Here is an 18,399-nt window from a genome sequence, read left to right as displayed (position 1 = left end):
GCAAAAAGAATTTGCCGTTACACGTTTATAAAATTGGTTTTAATCGATTTTATGCGTTTCTTTTAAATCTGATTTAAAGGGTTGCAGCATTTGATCAGTAAATCTTTCTGGGAATTTTTCATCTCCGCTAAATCCCAATTCAATATCACGTCCGTCGTAAGGAATGTATGCCGTCCTGAATAAATAATCCCAAATACTAAGGGAAAGTCCGAAGTTTGCACCGTATTTGTGATCTTCAGGCAATTCCTTTGCGTGATGCCAAATGTGCATTTTGGGATTGTTAAAAATATATTTTAATGGACCGTAATCCAGATTCAAGTTGCTGTGATTTAGGTGCCCTATCGCCAGTGTAAATACATGGACAATAAAAAAGTCCTGTATCCCAAATCCTATCATGGCCAAAGGAATGTATTGAATAGTTTTATAAATAATTGTTTCCATCCAATGGAATCGCAAATGGGCAGCAAATCCCATCTCTTTTACGGAATGATGTAGTTTGTGAAACTCCCAGAGGAAAGGAAATCTGTGGAGAGATAAATGGACACACCACTGAATAAAGTCTGCTATTAGAAATAGTGTCAACCACTGTGCCCATGTAGGCCAGGATTGGATCTCAAAAGCAACAATATTAGTTATTCCAAACATCCCTAAAAAATCATTAAATAGTTCGACGCCTACATTTGAAATAGCATTGTATCCAATAAGGGAAAAAAGAAAAAAATTGAAAAACATATAAAAGGAATCTAACCAAAAATCTTTCCTAAAGATGGGTTGATTTTTACGCCAGGGAATTATTATTTCCATACTCCAAATCAAAAGGGATAAACCGATTAGCCAGTAAAGATAGTTGTGCCAGGAAAAATTTGATAGTTCAAAAATCAAATAATTCCAATAGCCTGTAAAGGAATCAATAATAATTTTAAAATATCTTTCAACCATTTTTAAAGAATAATATTTTTCAAATGTAAAGATCCTTTGATTGGAAACGTGTAATAAATATCACATTTAATTTCACATCCGTAACAAATATTTTTAAACTTATTATCAGTCAATTCGTTCACCAAATAAAAAATAAATGCAAAAATCATCTATTCAAACAGATTTTGCCAGCCTGGTTCTCAGGGTTATTTTTGGTCTATTTATGCTTTTTGGACACGGCTGGATGAAAGTAATGAAAGTCATTAACGGGGATTGGAAGTTTGCATCGGTTCTGGGTATGGGAGAGGAAGTCTCTCTTTTATCGGCAGTATTTGCAGAAGCTATATGCTCTATTCTATTAATCATAGGTTTTAAAACCAGAATTGCTGCCACTATTTTATTGGTTACTATGCTCATTGCCGGATTTGTGATTCATTCCGAGGCTCCTTTGTTTATTGCTAACGCCGAAGGTGGGGGAAGTAAAGAATTGGCATTGATGTATGGTTCCGTTTTTTTGACATTGATATTCTTAGGTGGTAGAAAATTTTCGATAGATGGGATATTGAAGTCTTAGCAAATCGAACTAATAACAATATTCGCTGGCAAATCAAACATTCTTAAGACGTTTTCGTATGATACACTGAAAGGTTGAATGCTCTTTCTTTTATAAACCTAACTTCTTCGCTCGGTTTTATGAACAAAAAAAATGTAACACATAAAAAAATTATTCCTAAAAAGATATATAGGGAGACCACAATTGCGCTATCGTATTACCCGGAATTGTCAGATGTTCGTATAGAGTTTAAATTTAAAGACAATATTACCAAGTCTTTTATGCAGGCTCAACCGGGTTTTGTCTCTTTATTAGGTCCCAAAAAAAATCGGAAATATTTTGTTTTTGTCAGTACAAAATTCAATATAGAAAATGCTGAGTTTACAGTCGAAGATGTACCATCCGATGTGCTTATAGGTTGGTTGGGACATGAATTGGGACACATTATGGATTATTTAAATCGAAGTAGTATCAACCTTATATTTTTTGGCATTAAATATTTGTTATTACACGAACACGTTAAATCTGCCGAACGAACAGCAGATACTTATGCAATAGCCAACGGAATGAGTAATTATATCATTGAAACAAAAAAATTTATTTTAAATCACACTAGCCTCTCACAAACCTATAAACAAAAAATCCAGCGATTGTATCTTGCCCCTGAAGAAATCGTCAAAATTGCCAACAAGTTGAAAGATTCTATTCCCGAGAAATTTCATTGATTTTTCATGGCTAAATATTCTCAAAGTTCTGGACAAATTTTTCCCACTCTTTAAATTTATCTTCATCCATTACTTTTTCCATTTTAACCTGACCTCCTTTTTTCTTATTTTTCGATTGCCATTCATTAAATATTTTGGTTGGGACTACTTTCACAATTATCCCTTCAAGTGACTTACTTCTAGCAACACCGTAATTTTTATTTGCTTTTTTAAAGTATGTATCTAATTGATCAGCTAATTCACTTCCCTTTACATGACAATGGTCACATCCCAAATACCATTTATGAAAAAATTTTCCATCCAATCGAATGGCGGCAAGGGTAAACTCAGGAATTGAAATGTCGAACTTTTTTTCCAGGTGTTTCATCCCATCATTCATTTTGTTGACCGACAACTGGGACCCAACTACATTCATAAAAAATTTCGTTCTTCCCGTTATTTTGATTTCTGCTCTTTCTACATCCGTAAATTCAATGGTATCACCAATACTGTACCTCCATAAACCCGACACCGTACTGATGATTAATATGTATTCTTTCCCGGCTACTACTTCACCTAATCCTAAAGAAGGGGCATTCTGTACAACCGACCCATCAACATTAATATATTGTGATTCAAATGGTATAAATTCAAAGTAGATACCATTATCGGTAATAAGTTTCATAGATTCGGTTTCCGGTCGCTCCTGGTAGGCTAAAAACCCTTCAGATGCCAAATAAGTATCAATGATCGTAATGGGGTGCTCAAGAAGGGAATTAAAACTCTTTTCGTACGGTGAAAAAGCTACGCCCCCGGAAGCAAAAACTTTCAGATTGGGCCAAATTTCATGAATATTCTTCAGGCCATTATATTCAATTACCCGTCTCATCATCAACTCCATCCAACTGGGAATACCACTCAATGCGCCAATATCCCATTTTCTGGCATTTTTAGCAATTTCCTCCACCCTTTCATCCCAATCGTTAATGCCAGCTATTTTTTCACCGGGTTTGTAAAAACGTCTGAACCAAAAGGGAATATTACTGGCACTTATCCCGCTTATTTCGCCCTCCAAATGACCTTTCCTTTCTTCCAGATCTGTAGAACTACCCAGCATCATTATCTCTTTTTCGAAAAATTCAGGTGAGAGGTCAAAGTTGGAGAGCGCGCTAATTTGTTTGATACCTGCTTTTCGTATGGCATCAAGCATTTCATCTGTAACAGGTATACGCTTGCTTCCATTCCCGGTAGTTCCAGAACTCAATGCAAAGTAAGAAGGTTGTCCCGGCCAGGTGAGATTATTTACTCCCTTTTCAAAATCTTTCCACCATTCACTATGCATTTTATTATAATCAAAGTAAGGAATAGATTTTTTGAAATCAGAAACTACAGAGTTACTTTGACCTATGGCAGTAAAGTTGTATGCTTCCCCAAATGAACTTCTTTCTGCTTTCTTCAAAAGTTCTCTTAATACCCCTTCCTGTTCTTTTAGGGGATTTGATTCAGGTGTTAGAGAATCTTTAACTTCAATAAGACTTTTTATAACGGATCCAAGTATTGGCATGTTTTTACTATAAATTTGGTTTTATTCGGAATTCAAGTACTATAATAATTCTTATAAGTAGAAAATGTTTTGTAATAGTAGTGTTTGCGCAAACATATATTCATAATCGGCATATTGGATTGAATTACAAGGTGTTGAATTCTATAATCAGGTGTCTACAATTCATTAAGAAAACTTTACGGCAAAAACTATGGGGTTTTTCTTGGAAAAGAAGAATATATTAATCAAATTAATCCCTGATAAAGTAACAATTTTATCAAATCAACTTCTAACACTATTAAAATAAATTAAAATGCGAATCAGGAATTGGGACGAATATCAGGAGTCCTATAAATTAAGCGTCGAACAGCCAGAAAAATTTTGGGATAATATTGCTAAGACCTTTAAATGGAAAAAACCATACGATAAAGTTTTGGACTGGAACTTTGAAAAACCAGATGTCAAGTGGTTTGAAAATGGTAAATTGAACATAACAGAAAATTGCCTGGATCGACACGTAGAAACCCAACCCGATAAAACGGCTATAATTTGGGAGCCTAATGATCCGAATGACGAAGGTATTAAATGGACATATCGTGAATTGCACGAACAAGTTTGTAAGTTCGCTAACGTGCTTAAAAACAACAATGTAAAAAAAGGAGACAGAGTGTGTCTCTATATGCCAATGGTCCCGCAATTAGCAGTTGCTGTTTTGGCATGTGCCAGAATTGGAGCAATCCACTCAGTTGTTTTTGCCGGATTTTCAGCACAATCTCTTGCGGATCGTATCAATGACGCCAAGTGCAAAGTAGTAGTTACATCAGATGGTGCCTTCCGTGGCCAAAAAGAAATCCCCATTAAAGATATTGTTGATGAGGGGGTTTCAAAGTGCGAGTGCGTAGAAAAAGTCATAGTGTATAAAAGAACAGAGCAGTTCATTAGACTTGAAAATGATCGCGATGTGTGGTGGCATGATGAAATGGAAAAAGTTGATGCCGATTGTCCGGCGGAAGAAATGGATTCTGAGGACATGTTATTCATTCTATATACCTCAGGGAGTACCGGGAAACCCAAAGGAGTAGTGCATACTTGCGGAGGATATATGGTGTACACTTACTATTCATTTGTAAATGTATTTCAATATGAAGAGAATGATGTATATTGGTGTACAGCGGATATAGGGTGGATCACCGGGCATTCTTATATTGTCTATGGACCTTTATTGGCAGGGGCCACGACCTTGATGTTTGAAGGAGTACCTACCTGGCCTGATGCGGGTAGGTTTTGGGATATTTGTGACAAATATCAGGTGAATCAATTTTATACAGCGCCTACGGCTATTCGATCATTGATGAGCAAGGGACTTGAGCCGGTAGCTCGCTACTCTCTCAACTCACTTAAAGTGATCGGTTCGGTTGGAGAGCCTATTAATGAGGAGGCCTGGAGATGGTATAATACGTACATTGGGAAAGAAAAATGCCCACTTGTAGATACCTGGTGGCAAACTGAAACCGGAGGAATTTTGATAAGTCCAATACCAGATGTGACAGAACTTCGTCCTACATATGCTACCTATCCTTTACCCGGTGTACAACCGGTATTGCTCGATAAGGATGGAAATGAAATAAAAGAAAATAATGTAGAAGGTCTATTGTGCATGAAATATCCATGGCCTTCTATTTTAAGAACACTTTACGGTGATCACGAGAGATGCCGTACAGTTTATTTTTCAACCTTTAAGAACCATTACTTTACTGGGGACGGAGCCCGCAGGGATGCGAAAGGTAGGTACCGTATTATTGGAAGGGTAGACGACGTAATCAATGTCTCAGGACATAGAATGGGAACAGCTGAAGTGGAAAACGCTATAAATGAACATCCCTGGGTGGTGGAATCTGCAGTGGTTGGTTTCCCGCACGATATTAAAGGGCAGGGAATTTATGCCTATATTATTTGTGACAGGCATGTGCATAGTGAACAAGCTTTTAAGGACGAAATAAATGAAACGGTACGAAAAGAAATCGGGCCTATCGCCAAGCCGGATATTATTCAGGTCGTAAGTGGTTTGCCAAAAACCCGAAGTGGTAAGATTATGAGAAGAATTCTCAGAAAAGTTGCCAGTGGTGATATCTCCAATCTCGGTGATACTTCTACACTGCTCAACCCGGACGTTGTAGAAGAAATTATTGAAAATTCTCCGATGGTTAAAAAATAATGTAACATCAATATTTTGTCTAAGGCAATAACTTTATCATTTACATAAAGCTATTGCCTTTTTTATTATAGTTTATTGTAAAATATCGTAAATTGTAAGAACAACAAACGCCTGCTAAGAGCCTGTCACAATGATTTTCCTACAAACGATAATTACCTTTCTCAAAGATAAAGAATACAGAAGTTTACTATTTACATCTGTACTTATTCTCGCTATTGGTAGTATTACATATCATTGGATAGAAGGATGGAGCTGGATTGACTCTCTTTATTTTTCTGTCATTACCTTAACGACCATAGGATACGGAGACTTTTCTCCCCAGACCAGCGTTGGTAAATTATTTACTATATTTTATATTTTAATGGGGTTAGGTATGATTTTAAGTTTTATTCATACGGTATATAATCACTACAACGAAATAAAACGAAAAGCAAAATCCAAGGGAGAATAAAAATTTATTATCGTAGGAGGCCAGGCTAATTAATCCACATGATAGACGGCAATACACTTATTGAAATGGGATACCAACCAGGCCCGTGGTTTGGAAAGGCAATCTCATTTGCTAATAAATACGATTTGCGAGGAGAAGATTTGAAAAGATATTTAATGGAGGTGAGTCCACCCCCTCCCATAGATCCACATTGTAAGCCCTTACGGTATTTTAAAAATATTTCTGCAGTAAGTGCCAATGAAAAGAGCAATCTTGCCAAGGTAATTCGGACTATGGATGCAGTAATGAGGACCCCTACTGTGGTTACCGGAGCTATTATGCCTGATGCTTGTCCTGCCGGACCAGTAGGTCAAATTCCTGTAGGCGGAATTGTCGTTACGGACAATGCTATTCATCCATCCATGCATGGAGCTGATATTTGTTGTTCTGTCGCTATTTCTATAGTTGAAAATGTTACGCCTAAATGTATATTGGATAGTGCCCAAAGAATCACTCATTTCGGCCCGGGTGGCAGAAAAGTTAATACCCGGAAATTGTTACCCCGAGATATATCGGATCAAATAAAAAATAATAAATTCCTTAAAGATCCGAAATCCAGTGAACTGGCAGAAACCCATCTCATGACACAGGGAGATGGTAATCATTTTCTCTTTGTTGGCCAATCCAAAAATACGGGGAAAACCTGTATGGTAACCCATCATGGAAGCCGTGGCCTTGGTGCCAGGCTATTCAAATCAGGAATGCAGGTGGCAGAAAAGTTTCGTAAAAGGATTTCACCCCGTTGTCCAAAATTAAATGCCTGGATTCCTTTTGATACACAGGAGGGAAAAGAATATTGGGAGGCTCTTATGACAATACGTGAATGGACAAGATTGAACCATTTACTTATTCATGAGGAAGTAGCAAAAAATGTAGGTGTAGACATAGTAGATTGGTTTTGGAATGAACACAATTTTGTTTTTAAAAAGGACAACCTGTTCTATCATGCAAAAGGTGCCACTCCTTTATGTGATGAACTCATAATTGATTCTACAACGGATTTCAGAATTATTCCTCTTAATATGGGACAACCCATTTTGATAGTTAGTGGGAAAGCAACTGAAAATAATCTTGGTTTTGCTCCTCATGGCGCTGGGAGGAACATGAGCAGGTCACAACATAAAAGAGATAATAGTAATCGAAGTGCTGAGGAAATTTTATTTGAAGAGATCAGGGACCTGGACGTTCGATTTTATTCCGGGCAGATAGATATCTCTGAACTTCCAAGTGCTTATAAAAATGCAGAAATTGTTAAAGATCAAATCCAGCAATTCAAATTAGGTACGATTGAGGATGAAATTATACCCTATGGTTGCATAATGGCAGGGGATTGGTGGAAAAGCACCAAATGGCAAAATTGAAATAAAATCAAACCCGCCTAAGTTCTGGCAACGCTATCATCGAGGAAAAATTGAGATATAATCGTTGTATTTTATTGATATCTTACAATGCAAATTGTAGGAATATAGGGAATACTATATTTCAAACCCTTTAATTGAGATATGGCCTTAACCATTACACTTATAATAATTTTTATAGCAATCTTTTTATTTGTAAAAGATTATTTTTCTATTGATACCACTTCTATCCTAATCATGGCATTGTTTATAACGACCGGTGTACTCAGCCCTGAAGAGGGTTTTGCGGGTTTTAATCATCCTGCCACTATTACTCTAGGTTGTATGTTCGTAGTAAGTTCTGCAATCTTCAAAACCGGTTTAATTGATTCCCTTAGTGATCGAATAATCCGAATTGCAAAAATACATTACCTTGCGGCTCTTGTAGTTTTTTGTTCCATTGCGGTTTTTTTCTCTGCCTTTATAAATGACTCGGCTGTAGTAGCCTTGTTGATCCCAATGGCGTTGTTAGTATGTAGGGAAACGGGAATATATCCTTCAAAGCTTCTTATCCCCATATCTTTTTCTGCTTTATTTGGAGGGACTTGTACTTTAATAGGGACATCTACCAATATTCTAGTGAGTGCTTATGCGGAAAAAAGTGGACTTCAGCCTTTTGGTGTTTTTGAATTCTCCATGCCAGCCCTTTGTCTTTTGGCGATAGGTATAGCTTATTTGTTTTTTATTGCCCCGACACTACTTCCAAGAAGAAAGATTGATTCAGATGACCCTTTATCCAAGGAGTCTGAAAGATATATAGCTGAAATTACCATTAACGAGAATTGTCCCGATAATGGGAAAAAGGCTTTACAGTCAAGATTGGTCACTGAATACGGAGCCGAAATATTAAGTATAACCCGTATAGGAAGTAAGATTAGGAATATTTCGGACGCCACTCTATTAAAAGAAAAGGACATTGTGAAAGTAATAATCAATCCAACTGGATTGACTAAGGTAGAAGAAGCAAAGGGGTATGCATTTAAATGGGATAGCCCTATACAGGAAAACGAAAGTGAAGATCGTAAAATTTATGAGGTGATAATTCCATTTGGTTCGGATTTAGTAGCAAATACCTTGCGAAAACTGAACTTTAAAAACACCTACCAATCCGTAGTTTTGGCAATACGACATCGAAATGAAAGTATTACAAAAGATTTGTCAAATGTGGAACTAAAGGAAGGAGATATGATGCTGATTTATGCTTCGGAATCGAATATTTCACCCCTTATTAATCAAAAAAGCCTGGTTATACTTTCCGAATATAAAAAGAGAAAGATTAATTATAAGAAAGCTATTCCTGCTTTACTTATAGCAATTGGAGTAATTCTGGCTGCTGCCTTGAACATAGTATCAATATTGACGAGTAGTATGATTGGGTGTTTGTTGTTAGTTACTACTTCCATTTTAAAGCCAAAAGAAGCATATGAAGCCATTGAATGGAAAGTCATTTTTATGATGGCCGGGGTATTATCAATGGGCAAAGCACTTGAAAAGACAGGAGGGTCGGATATTATTTCGGGATACATATTCGATACATTGGGTAATATGGACCCCAGAATCACTTTAAGCCTGATTTTTCTTATCACATTTCTTTCTACCAATGTATTATCCAGTAAAGCAGCTGCAGCCTTAATGGCACCCATTGTCATAAGTTTGGCAGATACTATGGGGATTAGTGAACGGCCATTCTTATTAGCTGTAATGTTTGCCTGTTCCTTAACGTTTATGACTCCTATCAGTTATCCTACGAACACAATGGTATACGCTCCAGGCAATTATAAATTTAATGATTTTCTCAAAGTAGGTACCCCTCTCAATATTATTATCTGGATTGCTGCATCTTTCATTATTCCCATGTTTTTTCCATTTTAAATTTTTTTTCACTATTCCACTTTCAAACTATTATTATACACGCCATGTTCTAAAAACGACAAATCAATATTATAAAACCGATCCAAAACTGTTTCTGCGACTCTAATCCGCGACGTAATAAGCAAGTCATGATGGAAATCTGACTCTTTGGGATCTATTAAAATGACGAGTTCTTTTCGAATCAACTTTCCGGGGATAAGGTTACTATGATTCTGAACCGGTTGATAGGTCTGACCGTTATTTACAAAATTTATGGAGCTATGAGTAAAAACGGAATCGTAAAACCTTCCTTGATTGATTTCTATTTCAACCTTTAAAGATTCCTTGCTCAGATGATCATTATTTATGAAAATATCGTGAATAGCTGTTACCCACAAAAACTCCTTCTGAAATTCAATCGTCGTCACAAAAATGTTCCACTTCTTACATTCGACTTTTTTGATCTCCAAGTTACTTTTGATAGTCTGCTCACCACCGAACTCCATCTTTCTTTTCGCAGTAATATACATTATTTGCTCTAAAAAACGCTGAGCTATCTCTCCAATTCCGGTGAATTTCTACCTAAGTAACAAATATTAACAAAAAACAACTACAAGATGTAACCTATATAGGTTTTTAAATCTCAATCAATTTGATTATTTTATAGGAAGTTTATACCTCCATTCCAAATAACTGTTCAAGAAACTACCCCACCATATCTATGGAATCTTGATCCTAATAAAAAAAGGTGGTCGATTCAGGTGGCAGCAGGAGTCAGTTTGGTTGTCTTTTAAATGTGTCGGTGAAAAATAGATTAAATCATGGAGAATCAAGTAGAGGGGACATAACGTGTTAAACCAAGCACCTGACGCGGGTACTGCGAGAGTGCCTTTTTTATTGATTAAAATACTTAAAAGCTCATTTGTTTAAGGCGCTTTTAAATCCAACAAAGTAAGAAGCCATTAACTCAAATGTATAAAAAAAGGAGCTATAAACTGCTTTATAACTCCTTGTAAATTAAGTGGTCCCACATGGGCTCTACCGATAGCTATCGGTAATGGCCCCCTGCCCCGAAAACTTTCGGGGGAGTCAGGTACTCTAACTATATCTGTCATGCAATTTTCGTATTATTTCGGGATATTTCTTCAAATTCCGAATATATTGAGCACTTTTCATCCGCTTAATATGAAGCTCAATTTTTCGGGCTTGAGAGATAGATGAGCAAGAAATTTCTATAAACAATTCCCAGTCTTTGACCTTTGATGTAAACCGATATCTACCATATGAAGCGTTATTATGCCTTGAAACTCGATCATTTACATCTCCTTGACAAATTCCGGTATAAATACGGTCAAGTTCACTACTAAATATAATGTAACAAGAAGCCATTAACTCAAATGTATAAAAAAAGGAGCTATAAACTGCTTTATAACTCCTTGTAAATTAAGTGGTCCCACATGGGCTCGAACCATGGACCCCCTGATTATGAGTTATAATATATATTTTATTAGTATATATTTTTTATATCTCTTATCTTTGTATTTCAACACTTTATACACTTATATATTTTGTTTTATTTATATTTGTTGTATGCAAATATAGTATTTCTGTATGCAAATTGTATGCAAATCGATTTTAAGCCAAAATCTTAGAAATGATAAGAGAATATCACATAACCATCGTACTGGACAAACGGCGAAAAAAAGCAAATGGGAAATATCCAGTAAAATTGAGAGTATTTACCCCGGAACCCCGAAAACAAAAACTATTGGCTACCAAATTTGAATATTCCAAGGAGGAATTTAAAAGCATTTGGGAAACAACAAAGCCAAGGAAAAAGTACAAAGATGAAAGACTTAAACTTCAAGCCCTGGAAAATAAAGCGTATGAAGTAGCGAACCAGATGGAGTATTTTACTTTTGAAGCATTTGAACGCATCCTATACGGCGGTCGTAAATCAATACGAAATCGCAACGTAATTAGTTATTATGAAAATCTGATTGAGGAATACAAAGCAAATGGTCAAATCGGGACTGCTGATAGTTATGGATTAAGCCTAAAATCTCTTTTGAATTACCACAATAAAAATCAATTGTCATTTGCTCAAATAGATAAAAAATGGTTGGAAGGGTACGAACGCTATATGACTGAAACAAAAGGATGCACGGCCACAACCGTAGGTATCTATTTGCGTCCACTAAGAAGGGTTTTTAATTTGGCCATAGAAGACAAAATTATTCCTCATGAGCGATATCCATTTGGTAGAGGAAAATATCAAATACCACGCCCAAAAGGCGCAAAAAAAGCTTTGACCCTTAAACAACTTTCCACCTTATTTCACGCTGAACCCGAAAACCCCCAGCAGGAAAAAGCCAAAGACTTCTGGTTTTTCTCATATAATTGTAATGGGATGAACATTAAAGATATTGCGCTTCTACAATACAAAAACATACAGGGAGATGTGTTGATTTTCCATAGAGCCAAAACATCCAAAACCAAAAAAGACAGCGAGCCCGTCCAGGTCTTTCTTACTCCTTTTGCAAAATCAATTATCGAAAAGTATGGAGATAAGGACCAATTTCCGAATAATTATATTTTCCCAATTATTGATCAAAGCTTATCGGCTGCCAAACAGCGGAACCAGATCAAGAATTTTGTCCGCTTTATTAATCAACATATCGTAAGACTTGCGGATAGCGTAGGTATAAAAGAAAGGGTATCCACATACTGGGCAAGACATTCTTTTGCCACCAATGCCATAAGAAACGGTGCTAGTATGGAATTTGTCAAAGATGCCCTTAATCACAGCAGTATGAACACTACGACTTCCTATTTTGCCGGATTCTTACCGGAAACACAAAAAGAGATCACTAATAAATTAATGGATTTGTAAAAACCTAATTTTTACATTCTTAAAGAAGTATCTAATGAAAAGACAATCCACCATTTATGGAAATAGCATTGAGGCAGTAAAGTTTTGCGGTAAAAATATAGGCTATCAAGTAGAAACATCGGGAAGACTTGAACCCCCTTATGAAATTTCGCCAATTTCAGGTAAAATACACAATTATGAAAAATGTGAAGGTTGTCAACAGAGACTTAAATCTCTTACTGAAAATCTAACAGATTTATACATAGGTAAGAAAAGGCGAAAAGCATTTCCAAATTGTTGCTCTTTCCACTCGAACCTTAAAAACCTAAAAGAATTTGACGTGTCACTATATAATTCCGCCCCAAAACAAACTGCTCAAAAAATAATCTTTACGAACCAGCATATTATTAATAACCACGAAGACAAAAACTGGTATAAACTCATTACTGACTATATTGAGTGGGCCATTGATAGTTTTGGTAAAATGCCAAAGGGATGTGGACTACCCTTATTTATAAATACCTATTTTGATTTAGTTCCAAAATATATTAAAAACAATAATTCTCTATCGGAGGATAAACGTATAAAAATTATAGACTTCATTGAATCATTTAAAATCCCAATTGAAGAATCTAGTCATAATAATAATCCACCCAGTGATTTTAATATTTTAGTTAGGACTTATGAAAAGTGGTTCAAAATATTTCCTTTCGAACTCAATAGTTATTTTGGAGAACTAAAACCATATTTTGAGAAAAACATTCCCTTAGCTAATGGGAAGCCAGAAAGAAATATTTACTCAGGTATTTTGAAATTTAAACCCCACACTAAGGACTCATTAATAGATCATCTCGTCGAAACAACAAAAAATCTTGTTACAAAGGTCAACGCGCTCAATCTATATGAACAAGGATTAATTTCCGACGCGAAACAAATCCAATTAGAATTATTGCTTGAAAACCGGAGACTAAAGTTGAACGAAGGTTATGAAAACAATTCCAAAGATGAAGGCCAACGTTACCGAAAGATACTAAAGGAGTGGCTTAAAGATGAAAAAGAGTTTATGAATAACCTACTACCTTTAATAAACAACATCAAACCGCGCCAAACAAAAGTTGAAAAACTATACGAATCATTATTGGAACATGGATTTTTCGAGCTTCAAAAGGTCAAAACTCTTAGAAAAACAGACCAAGAAGAATTAGTGAGAAAGATTTCAACAACAGGAATACCCTATATGGTAGCAATGTTTGATCATCTCGGCTATTTTACTTATCTGATGGATAATCATTTCGATTCTCAACGAAATATGATACAAAAGATTTCAGAATGGATTAATCAGGGAAAACCAAGTAGAGCTATTAAGGGAAACATAAATGTATTGAACCCGAAGTCTAGTGAAAACAGAAATAGGTACACGGCTCACCATTACATAGATAAAGTAAAAAACGATTATAAAAACTTAAATTAGGGAGTACGCCCATCTTGTTGCCCCTAAATGCCCCAGTTATCATTGCAAAGTAATTACTAATAAAAATTAATTGTAATGATAAAAGAAAAGTTATCCTTCGACGAACTACCCGACCGGGTACATCAATTATTAAAAAAAGTTGAAAACATTGAACGACTGCTTGAAAGCAGGGACGCAGCAGCAGCACCGCAAAGTGACAAACTTTTATCTGTGAAAGAAGCCGCTGAATTTCTCAATCTTTCAGTTCCGACCATATACAGTAAAGTAAGTAGAAATGAATTACCAGTAATGAAGCGTTCCAAGCGCTTGTATTTTTCCAGGGTTGAATTAACCGAATATCTCAGGAAAGGACGAAGGAAAACACTATCTGAAATTGAAGATGAAGCAGAAGAGTATTTAATCAATAAAAAAGGGTTGAACAATGGAAGGTAACCAAAAGAACAACCCGGATTTATTTCAACAACAAGGTACGGAAAAAGACTCGGAATCATCAAGTTTCAATGATCATAATTTATTGTCGAAGGGTACTGAAATTGGGAAAAGTGAAAACATCAACCCTAATTTTGACGATCTGGGGCCAATTAACGGGGAAAGTTTGGATAAGGCAGAAACTATTATAAATCACTTTAACAAACACCTGAGAAACTTTGAGACTAAAAAGAAACAAAAGGAGAATCCGTTTCCAGTAGAAATATTTCCGGCACGCGTACAGAGAATAATTATAGCCACTAACGAGAGTTTGAACTATCCGATCGACTTTATAGGGGCCTCATTACTGTATGCTGCTTCAGTTGCAATAGGAAATACTCATTGGGTTGAAATAAAGAACGGGTTTAGACAAAACGCTGTAATGTATCTTGCGCTTGTAGGCCGACCGGGGACAAATAAAAGTCATCCTCTTAGCTTTGCACTTGATCCAATTACACAACGAGGGGACCTGAAATATCAGGAGTACGAGAGAAAAAAACAAGAATACCATCGTATATCAAGTCTTGAAGCAGCAGTAAAATCACAATACGATAAACCCGAAAAGCCGATCCTGGAACAATATTTAGTCTCCGATTTTACACCTGAAGCCCTTGCCGATGTTCATCAGCATAACAAAAGGGGGCTCGGTGTTTATTCGGACGAATTAGCCAGCTGGGTTAATAATTTTGGAAGATACAATAAAGGGAGTGAAGAACAATTTTGGTTAAGTGCCTGGAGTGGAAAATCTATAATAATTAACAGAAAACAGAATGAACCCATTTACATATCTGTACCGTTCATTTCAGTTGGCGGGACTATACAACCGGGAGTTCTTGATGAGTTAGCCAAAAAAAGGACACAAAATGGTTTCTTGGACCGGATACTGTTTGTGGTGCCGGACGACCTCAAAAAAGTGTATTGGAGTGAAACAGAGCTAAAAACAGAAGTTAAGGAGGATTGGAACACCATCGTATCAAAGATTTTAGACGTGTCAATTGACTACGATGAGACCCTTAATCCACAACCTGAAATATTGAGTTTCTCACCTGAAGCTAAACAATTTATATCTGATTGGCAGAGGGGAATAACAGATTTAAGTAATGAAGCAGCAGACGACACAATAAGCGGTATATATGCTAAGATGGAGTTGTATGCGTTACGCTTGGCCTTGTGTCTTGAAATTATGCAATGGGCTGCCGGTAATGGCCAAAAACAGTTTATCGGGGTTGAAGCAACAAGAGGCGCCATTAAATTGGTTGAGTACTTCATAAAATCAGCGCTTAAAGTTCATACTATCATATCAAATGACGATCCGGTATCTAAATTACCCGGAGACAAACAAAATCTTTACGAAGCCTTGCCGAACACTTTTACAACAAGTGATGGTATTGAGATTGCTGAAGGAATGAATGTATCTAAACGGACTTTTCAATATTTCATAAAAAATAAGGATTTATTCAGTAAGCCTAAAAGAGGTAAATATGAAAAACGGATTTAAAAATAAACACCTTGCACTTTTTGCATTATTAGCACTACCCAGTAATGATAAGGGATACAGGGGCAAAAACCATTGCATAAGCTTTGCACTTATTGTACATATTTTTTTCAACAATGCAATTTGTGCAAACAAAGTGCAATAAAAATGAACCCCACAGTCCCCACCAATAAAGGAAAGCGCAACTAATGCAACATGTGAATAATACAAAATAAAAAATCAGATAATGAATATTGATTTGCAGTACGAATTTGACAGAAGCAGTAAAAAATTCCGGTGTCCGGGATGCAATAAAAAGCGGTTTGTCCGATATATTGATAAACGATCAGGAAATTACTTACCGGAGCAATACGGAAAGTGCGACCGTGAAGATAACTGTGGTTATTTTCTTGATCCTTACAGTAATGGGTATGCTAAAACAATCCTTGATCAAGAAAAAGGATTGAGCATTGATAACTGGAAAGGATTACACCAAGAAACGGGAAGAAAACCAAAACTAAAGACAACCCCCGTTTATATTCCCGCTGAAATTTTCAAACGAACATTACTGGGGTACGATAAGAATATCTTTGTCCAAAACTTATTATACCACATACCATTCCCTTTTCAAAAGAAAGACATTGAGAAAGTTATTTCAATTTATTTTCTGGGGACCGTTCCCAAAACCGGGGCCACCTGTTTTCCCTTCATTGATAAAAATGCGAACGTAAGAGCTATTCAGGAAAAAATATTCAATGCTACAAATCATACGGACAAAAGCAAAAAATATCATACGAGCTGGATACATTCCCGGCTAAAACACACCGAATTTAGAAATGAGCCCATGCCGGATTGGTTAAATGCCTACACAGAGCAAGATAAACGCGTTTCCTGCTTGTTTGGAGAGCATTTATTGAGTAAATACCCCAACAACCACGTGGCGTTAGTAGAAGCGCCGAAAACGGCTATTTATGGATCGTTATATTTTGGGCTACCGGAAAGAACAACAGGTTCTGAAGATGTCATAAAAAATCAAGTTCTTATTTGGTTGGCAGTGTTCAACAAAAGCAGTTTTAAATTTGATAAGATTAAAGTATTGCGAGGCCGGAATGTAATTGTATTTCCTGATTTATCCAAAGAGGGTAACACCTTCGACGAATGGAACACTAAAGCCCAGGACTTTGAAAAGCGACTGCCCGGCACCCGGTTCAACGTATCCAACTTATTGGAGCAGTTGGCGCCACAATCTGATAAAAACGATGGTAATGATATTGCAGATTATTTGATCCGATTGGATTGGCGAGAATTTAGAAAACCATCAAAAACAGAATTAAGACAATGTAATGAATCACCAAAAAATGAGCAGTCCGATGAATCGAAAAATTTGGCAAAAATTAACAAAAACGCGAAAACTAAAACAGTAAAATCCAATGAAGCTATTGATTTTAATGTATATCGGGAAGCTGAAAGCCAAAAGCCCATCGACGCTCTGATCAACATCACGGCATACACCGACAAAGCTGGAAAACTTTACATTCCAACGCCATTATCCGACACCTATACCGTTTACCCGAATATTGAAAGTTATAACCGTCGAAAATGCTTGCCGAAATTTATCCGGGATTCCGAAATAAATCGGGATGATTTTCAATCCGTATTCATCGATTTGAAGACCCTAACCATTAATAAAAATGACTAAATATTGCCCACACCTTAAAAATCATTATAAATCATTGATAATAAATTTTTTATATTATAAATCGGAGTATTTACGACAAAATTAACCTTCGATATTCCCTAATTATTTAGGTTTCAATTTGTAATAGTTATGGCAAAGTTACCCACGCATCCAATAATTTTAGACGATACTTATCAAATCCATTTGGCGAATTTGAAAAAGTGGGGTTATATCGAAAATGGAAAAGTACTTAAAGGAACATATCAATGGAAAATAAAAGGTGAAGTCAAAAGCAGTGTTTCGTTTGTGGTAGATATGAGCGCTGAACGCCCATACATGAATCTGGCCTACATTTACCGTAAGACTAGAAAGGAATATAAAATATATTTCATGGCTATACCATCGAACCTGGGAATTGGTTCTGTTCTATATTTTGTATGTCCATTTACCTTGAAACGATGTCGAAAATTATATCTGATCGATGGTTATTTTGGCCATCGGACTATTGCTAAAAATACAATGTACGAATGTCAAACCCATAGCAAATACTATCGAATGTTAGACCACACTTTCGGAAGTGAATTTAAAATTGAAGAAATGTATAACAAGATTTACGGTAAACATTTCAAAAAGTACTACAAAGGTAAAATCACTCGACGTTATCAATATCTACTTGACCAAATAGACAAATATGAATATCGGTCCCTGAGTTCAACCATTCAACTAAAAGACCTAGATTATTGACTTCTGTAATCCAATAGACTT

The 18,399-nt window shown here is 36.2% G+C and carries 16 protein-coding genes; 12 read left to right on the top strand and 4 right to left on the bottom strand.

Annotation, left to right across the window (positions count from 1 at the left end):
- Positions 1-39: 39 nt before the first annotated feature.
- The gene (locus LVD47_RS06500) at positions 40-939 is read right to left on the bottom strand and encodes a sterol desaturase family protein (RefSeq protein ID WP_236974753.1); all 900 of its coding nucleotides are present in this window, start codon (positions 937-939) and stop codon (positions 40-42) included.
- Positions 940-1,075: 136 nt separating this feature from the next.
- Between LVD47_RS06500 and LVD47_RS06495 the strand changes: the two genes are divergently transcribed.
- Together LVD47_RS06495 and LVD47_RS06490 are read left to right on the top strand one after the other, a co-directional pair.
- Positions 1,076-1,492, top strand: a complete 417-nt coding sequence (locus LVD47_RS06495) for a DoxX family protein (RefSeq protein WP_236974752.1) — start codon at positions 1,076-1,078, stop codon at positions 1,490-1,492.
- 119 nt (positions 1,493-1,611) lie between these two features.
- On the top strand, positions 1,612-2,196 hold the full coding sequence (locus tag LVD47_RS06490; protein WP_236974751.1) for a hypothetical protein: 585 nt from the start codon (positions 1,612-1,614) through the stop codon (positions 2,194-2,196).
- 10 nt (positions 2,197-2,206) lie between these two features.
- On the opposite strand, the gene LVD47_RS06485 is transcribed toward LVD47_RS06490, so the two are convergent.
- Positions 2,207-3,739: a GH3 family acyl-acid amido synthetase gene (locus tag LVD47_RS06485; RefSeq protein ID WP_236974750.1), complete on the bottom strand. Its 1,533-nt coding sequence runs from the start codon at positions 3,737-3,739 to the stop codon at positions 2,207-2,209.
- A 292-nt stretch (positions 3,740-4,031) separates the two neighbouring features.
- Between LVD47_RS06485 and acs the strand changes: the two genes are divergently transcribed.
- The 4 genes from acs (at position 4,032) to LVD47_RS06465 (ending at position 9,692) form a co-directional block, all read left to right on the top strand.
- On the top strand, positions 4,032-5,933 hold the full coding sequence (gene acs / locus LVD47_RS06480; protein WP_236974749.1) for an acetate--CoA ligase: 1,902 nt from the start codon (positions 4,032-4,034) through the stop codon (positions 5,931-5,933).
- A gap of 130 nt (positions 5,934-6,063) precedes the next feature.
- Positions 6,064-6,384 carry a potassium channel family protein gene (locus tag LVD47_RS06475; RefSeq protein WP_236974748.1) on the top strand — a complete coding sequence of 107 codons (321 nt, stop codon included), beginning with the start codon at positions 6,064-6,066 and terminating at the stop codon, positions 6,382-6,384.
- Positions 6,385-6,422: 38 nt separating this feature from the next.
- Complete coding sequence (locus LVD47_RS06470; protein ID WP_236974747.1) at positions 6,423-7,784, top strand: RtcB family protein; 1,362 nt, start codon at positions 6,423-6,425, stop codon at positions 7,782-7,784.
- A gap of 141 nt (positions 7,785-7,925) precedes the next feature.
- On the top strand, positions 7,926-9,692 hold the full coding sequence (locus LVD47_RS06465; protein ID WP_255785035.1) for an SLC13 family permease: 1,767 nt from the start codon (positions 7,926-7,928) through the stop codon (positions 9,690-9,692).
- An 11-nt stretch (positions 9,693-9,703) separates the two neighbouring features.
- On the opposite strand, the gene LVD47_RS06460 is transcribed toward LVD47_RS06465, so the two are convergent.
- Together LVD47_RS06460 and LVD47_RS24030 are read right to left on the bottom strand one after the other, a co-directional pair.
- A complete protein-coding gene (locus tag LVD47_RS06460; protein WP_236974745.1) occupies positions 9,704-10,201 on the bottom strand; it encodes a hypothetical protein in 498 nt (165 codons plus the stop codon).
- A 568-nt stretch (positions 10,202-10,769) separates the two neighbouring features.
- Complete coding sequence (locus LVD47_RS24030; RefSeq protein ID WP_369427748.1) at positions 10,770-11,060, bottom strand: GIY-YIG nuclease family protein; 291 nt, start codon at positions 11,058-11,060, stop codon at positions 10,770-10,772.
- Positions 11,061-11,325: 265 nt separating this feature from the next.
- Here LVD47_RS24030 and LVD47_RS06455 point away from each other — a divergent pair, with 265 nt between their 5' ends.
- The 6 genes from LVD47_RS06455 (at position 11,326) to LVD47_RS06430 (ending at position 18,378) form a co-directional block, all read left to right on the top strand.
- The gene (locus tag LVD47_RS06455) at positions 11,326-12,564 is read left to right on the top strand and encodes a tyrosine-type recombinase/integrase (protein WP_236974744.1); all 1,239 of its coding nucleotides are present in this window, start codon (positions 11,326-11,328) and stop codon (positions 12,562-12,564) included.
- Positions 12,565-12,598: 34 nt separating this feature from the next.
- Positions 12,599-14,014: a hypothetical protein gene (locus tag LVD47_RS06450; RefSeq protein ID WP_236974743.1), complete on the top strand. Its 1,416-nt coding sequence runs from the start codon at positions 12,599-12,601 to the stop codon at positions 14,012-14,014.
- A 75-nt stretch (positions 14,015-14,089) separates the two neighbouring features.
- Complete coding sequence (locus tag LVD47_RS06445; protein ID WP_236974742.1) at positions 14,090-14,446, top strand: helix-turn-helix domain-containing protein; 357 nt, start codon at positions 14,090-14,092, stop codon at positions 14,444-14,446.
- Entirely contained in the window at positions 14,436-15,980 is a 1,545-nt protein-coding gene (locus LVD47_RS06440; RefSeq protein ID WP_236974741.1) for a DUF3987 domain-containing protein, read from the top strand. Before LVD47_RS06445 ends, LVD47_RS06440 begins: the two co-directional genes overlap by 11 nt.
- A 223-nt stretch (positions 15,981-16,203) precedes the next feature.
- Positions 16,204-17,655, top strand: a complete 1,452-nt coding sequence (locus LVD47_RS06435) for a DUF6371 domain-containing protein (protein WP_236974740.1) — start codon at positions 16,204-16,206, stop codon at positions 17,653-17,655.
- 129 nt (positions 17,656-17,784) lie between these two features.
- Positions 17,785-18,378 (top strand): hypothetical protein, encoded by a 594-nt coding sequence (locus LVD47_RS06430; protein WP_236974739.1) that lies wholly within the window; start codon positions 17,785-17,787, stop codon positions 18,376-18,378.
- The last annotated feature ends 21 nt before the right edge of the window (positions 18,379-18,399 follow it).

Origin of the sequence: Membranihabitans maritimus (genome assembly GCF_021729145.1) — a bacterium.
In the GTDB taxonomy this organism is placed as follows: Bacteria; Bacteroidota; Bacteroidia; order Chitinophagales; family Saprospiraceae; genus Membranihabitans; species Membranihabitans maritimus.
The sequence above is the reverse complement of the archived record's forward strand: the minus strand, read 5'-3'. Positions and strand labels throughout refer to the sequence as shown.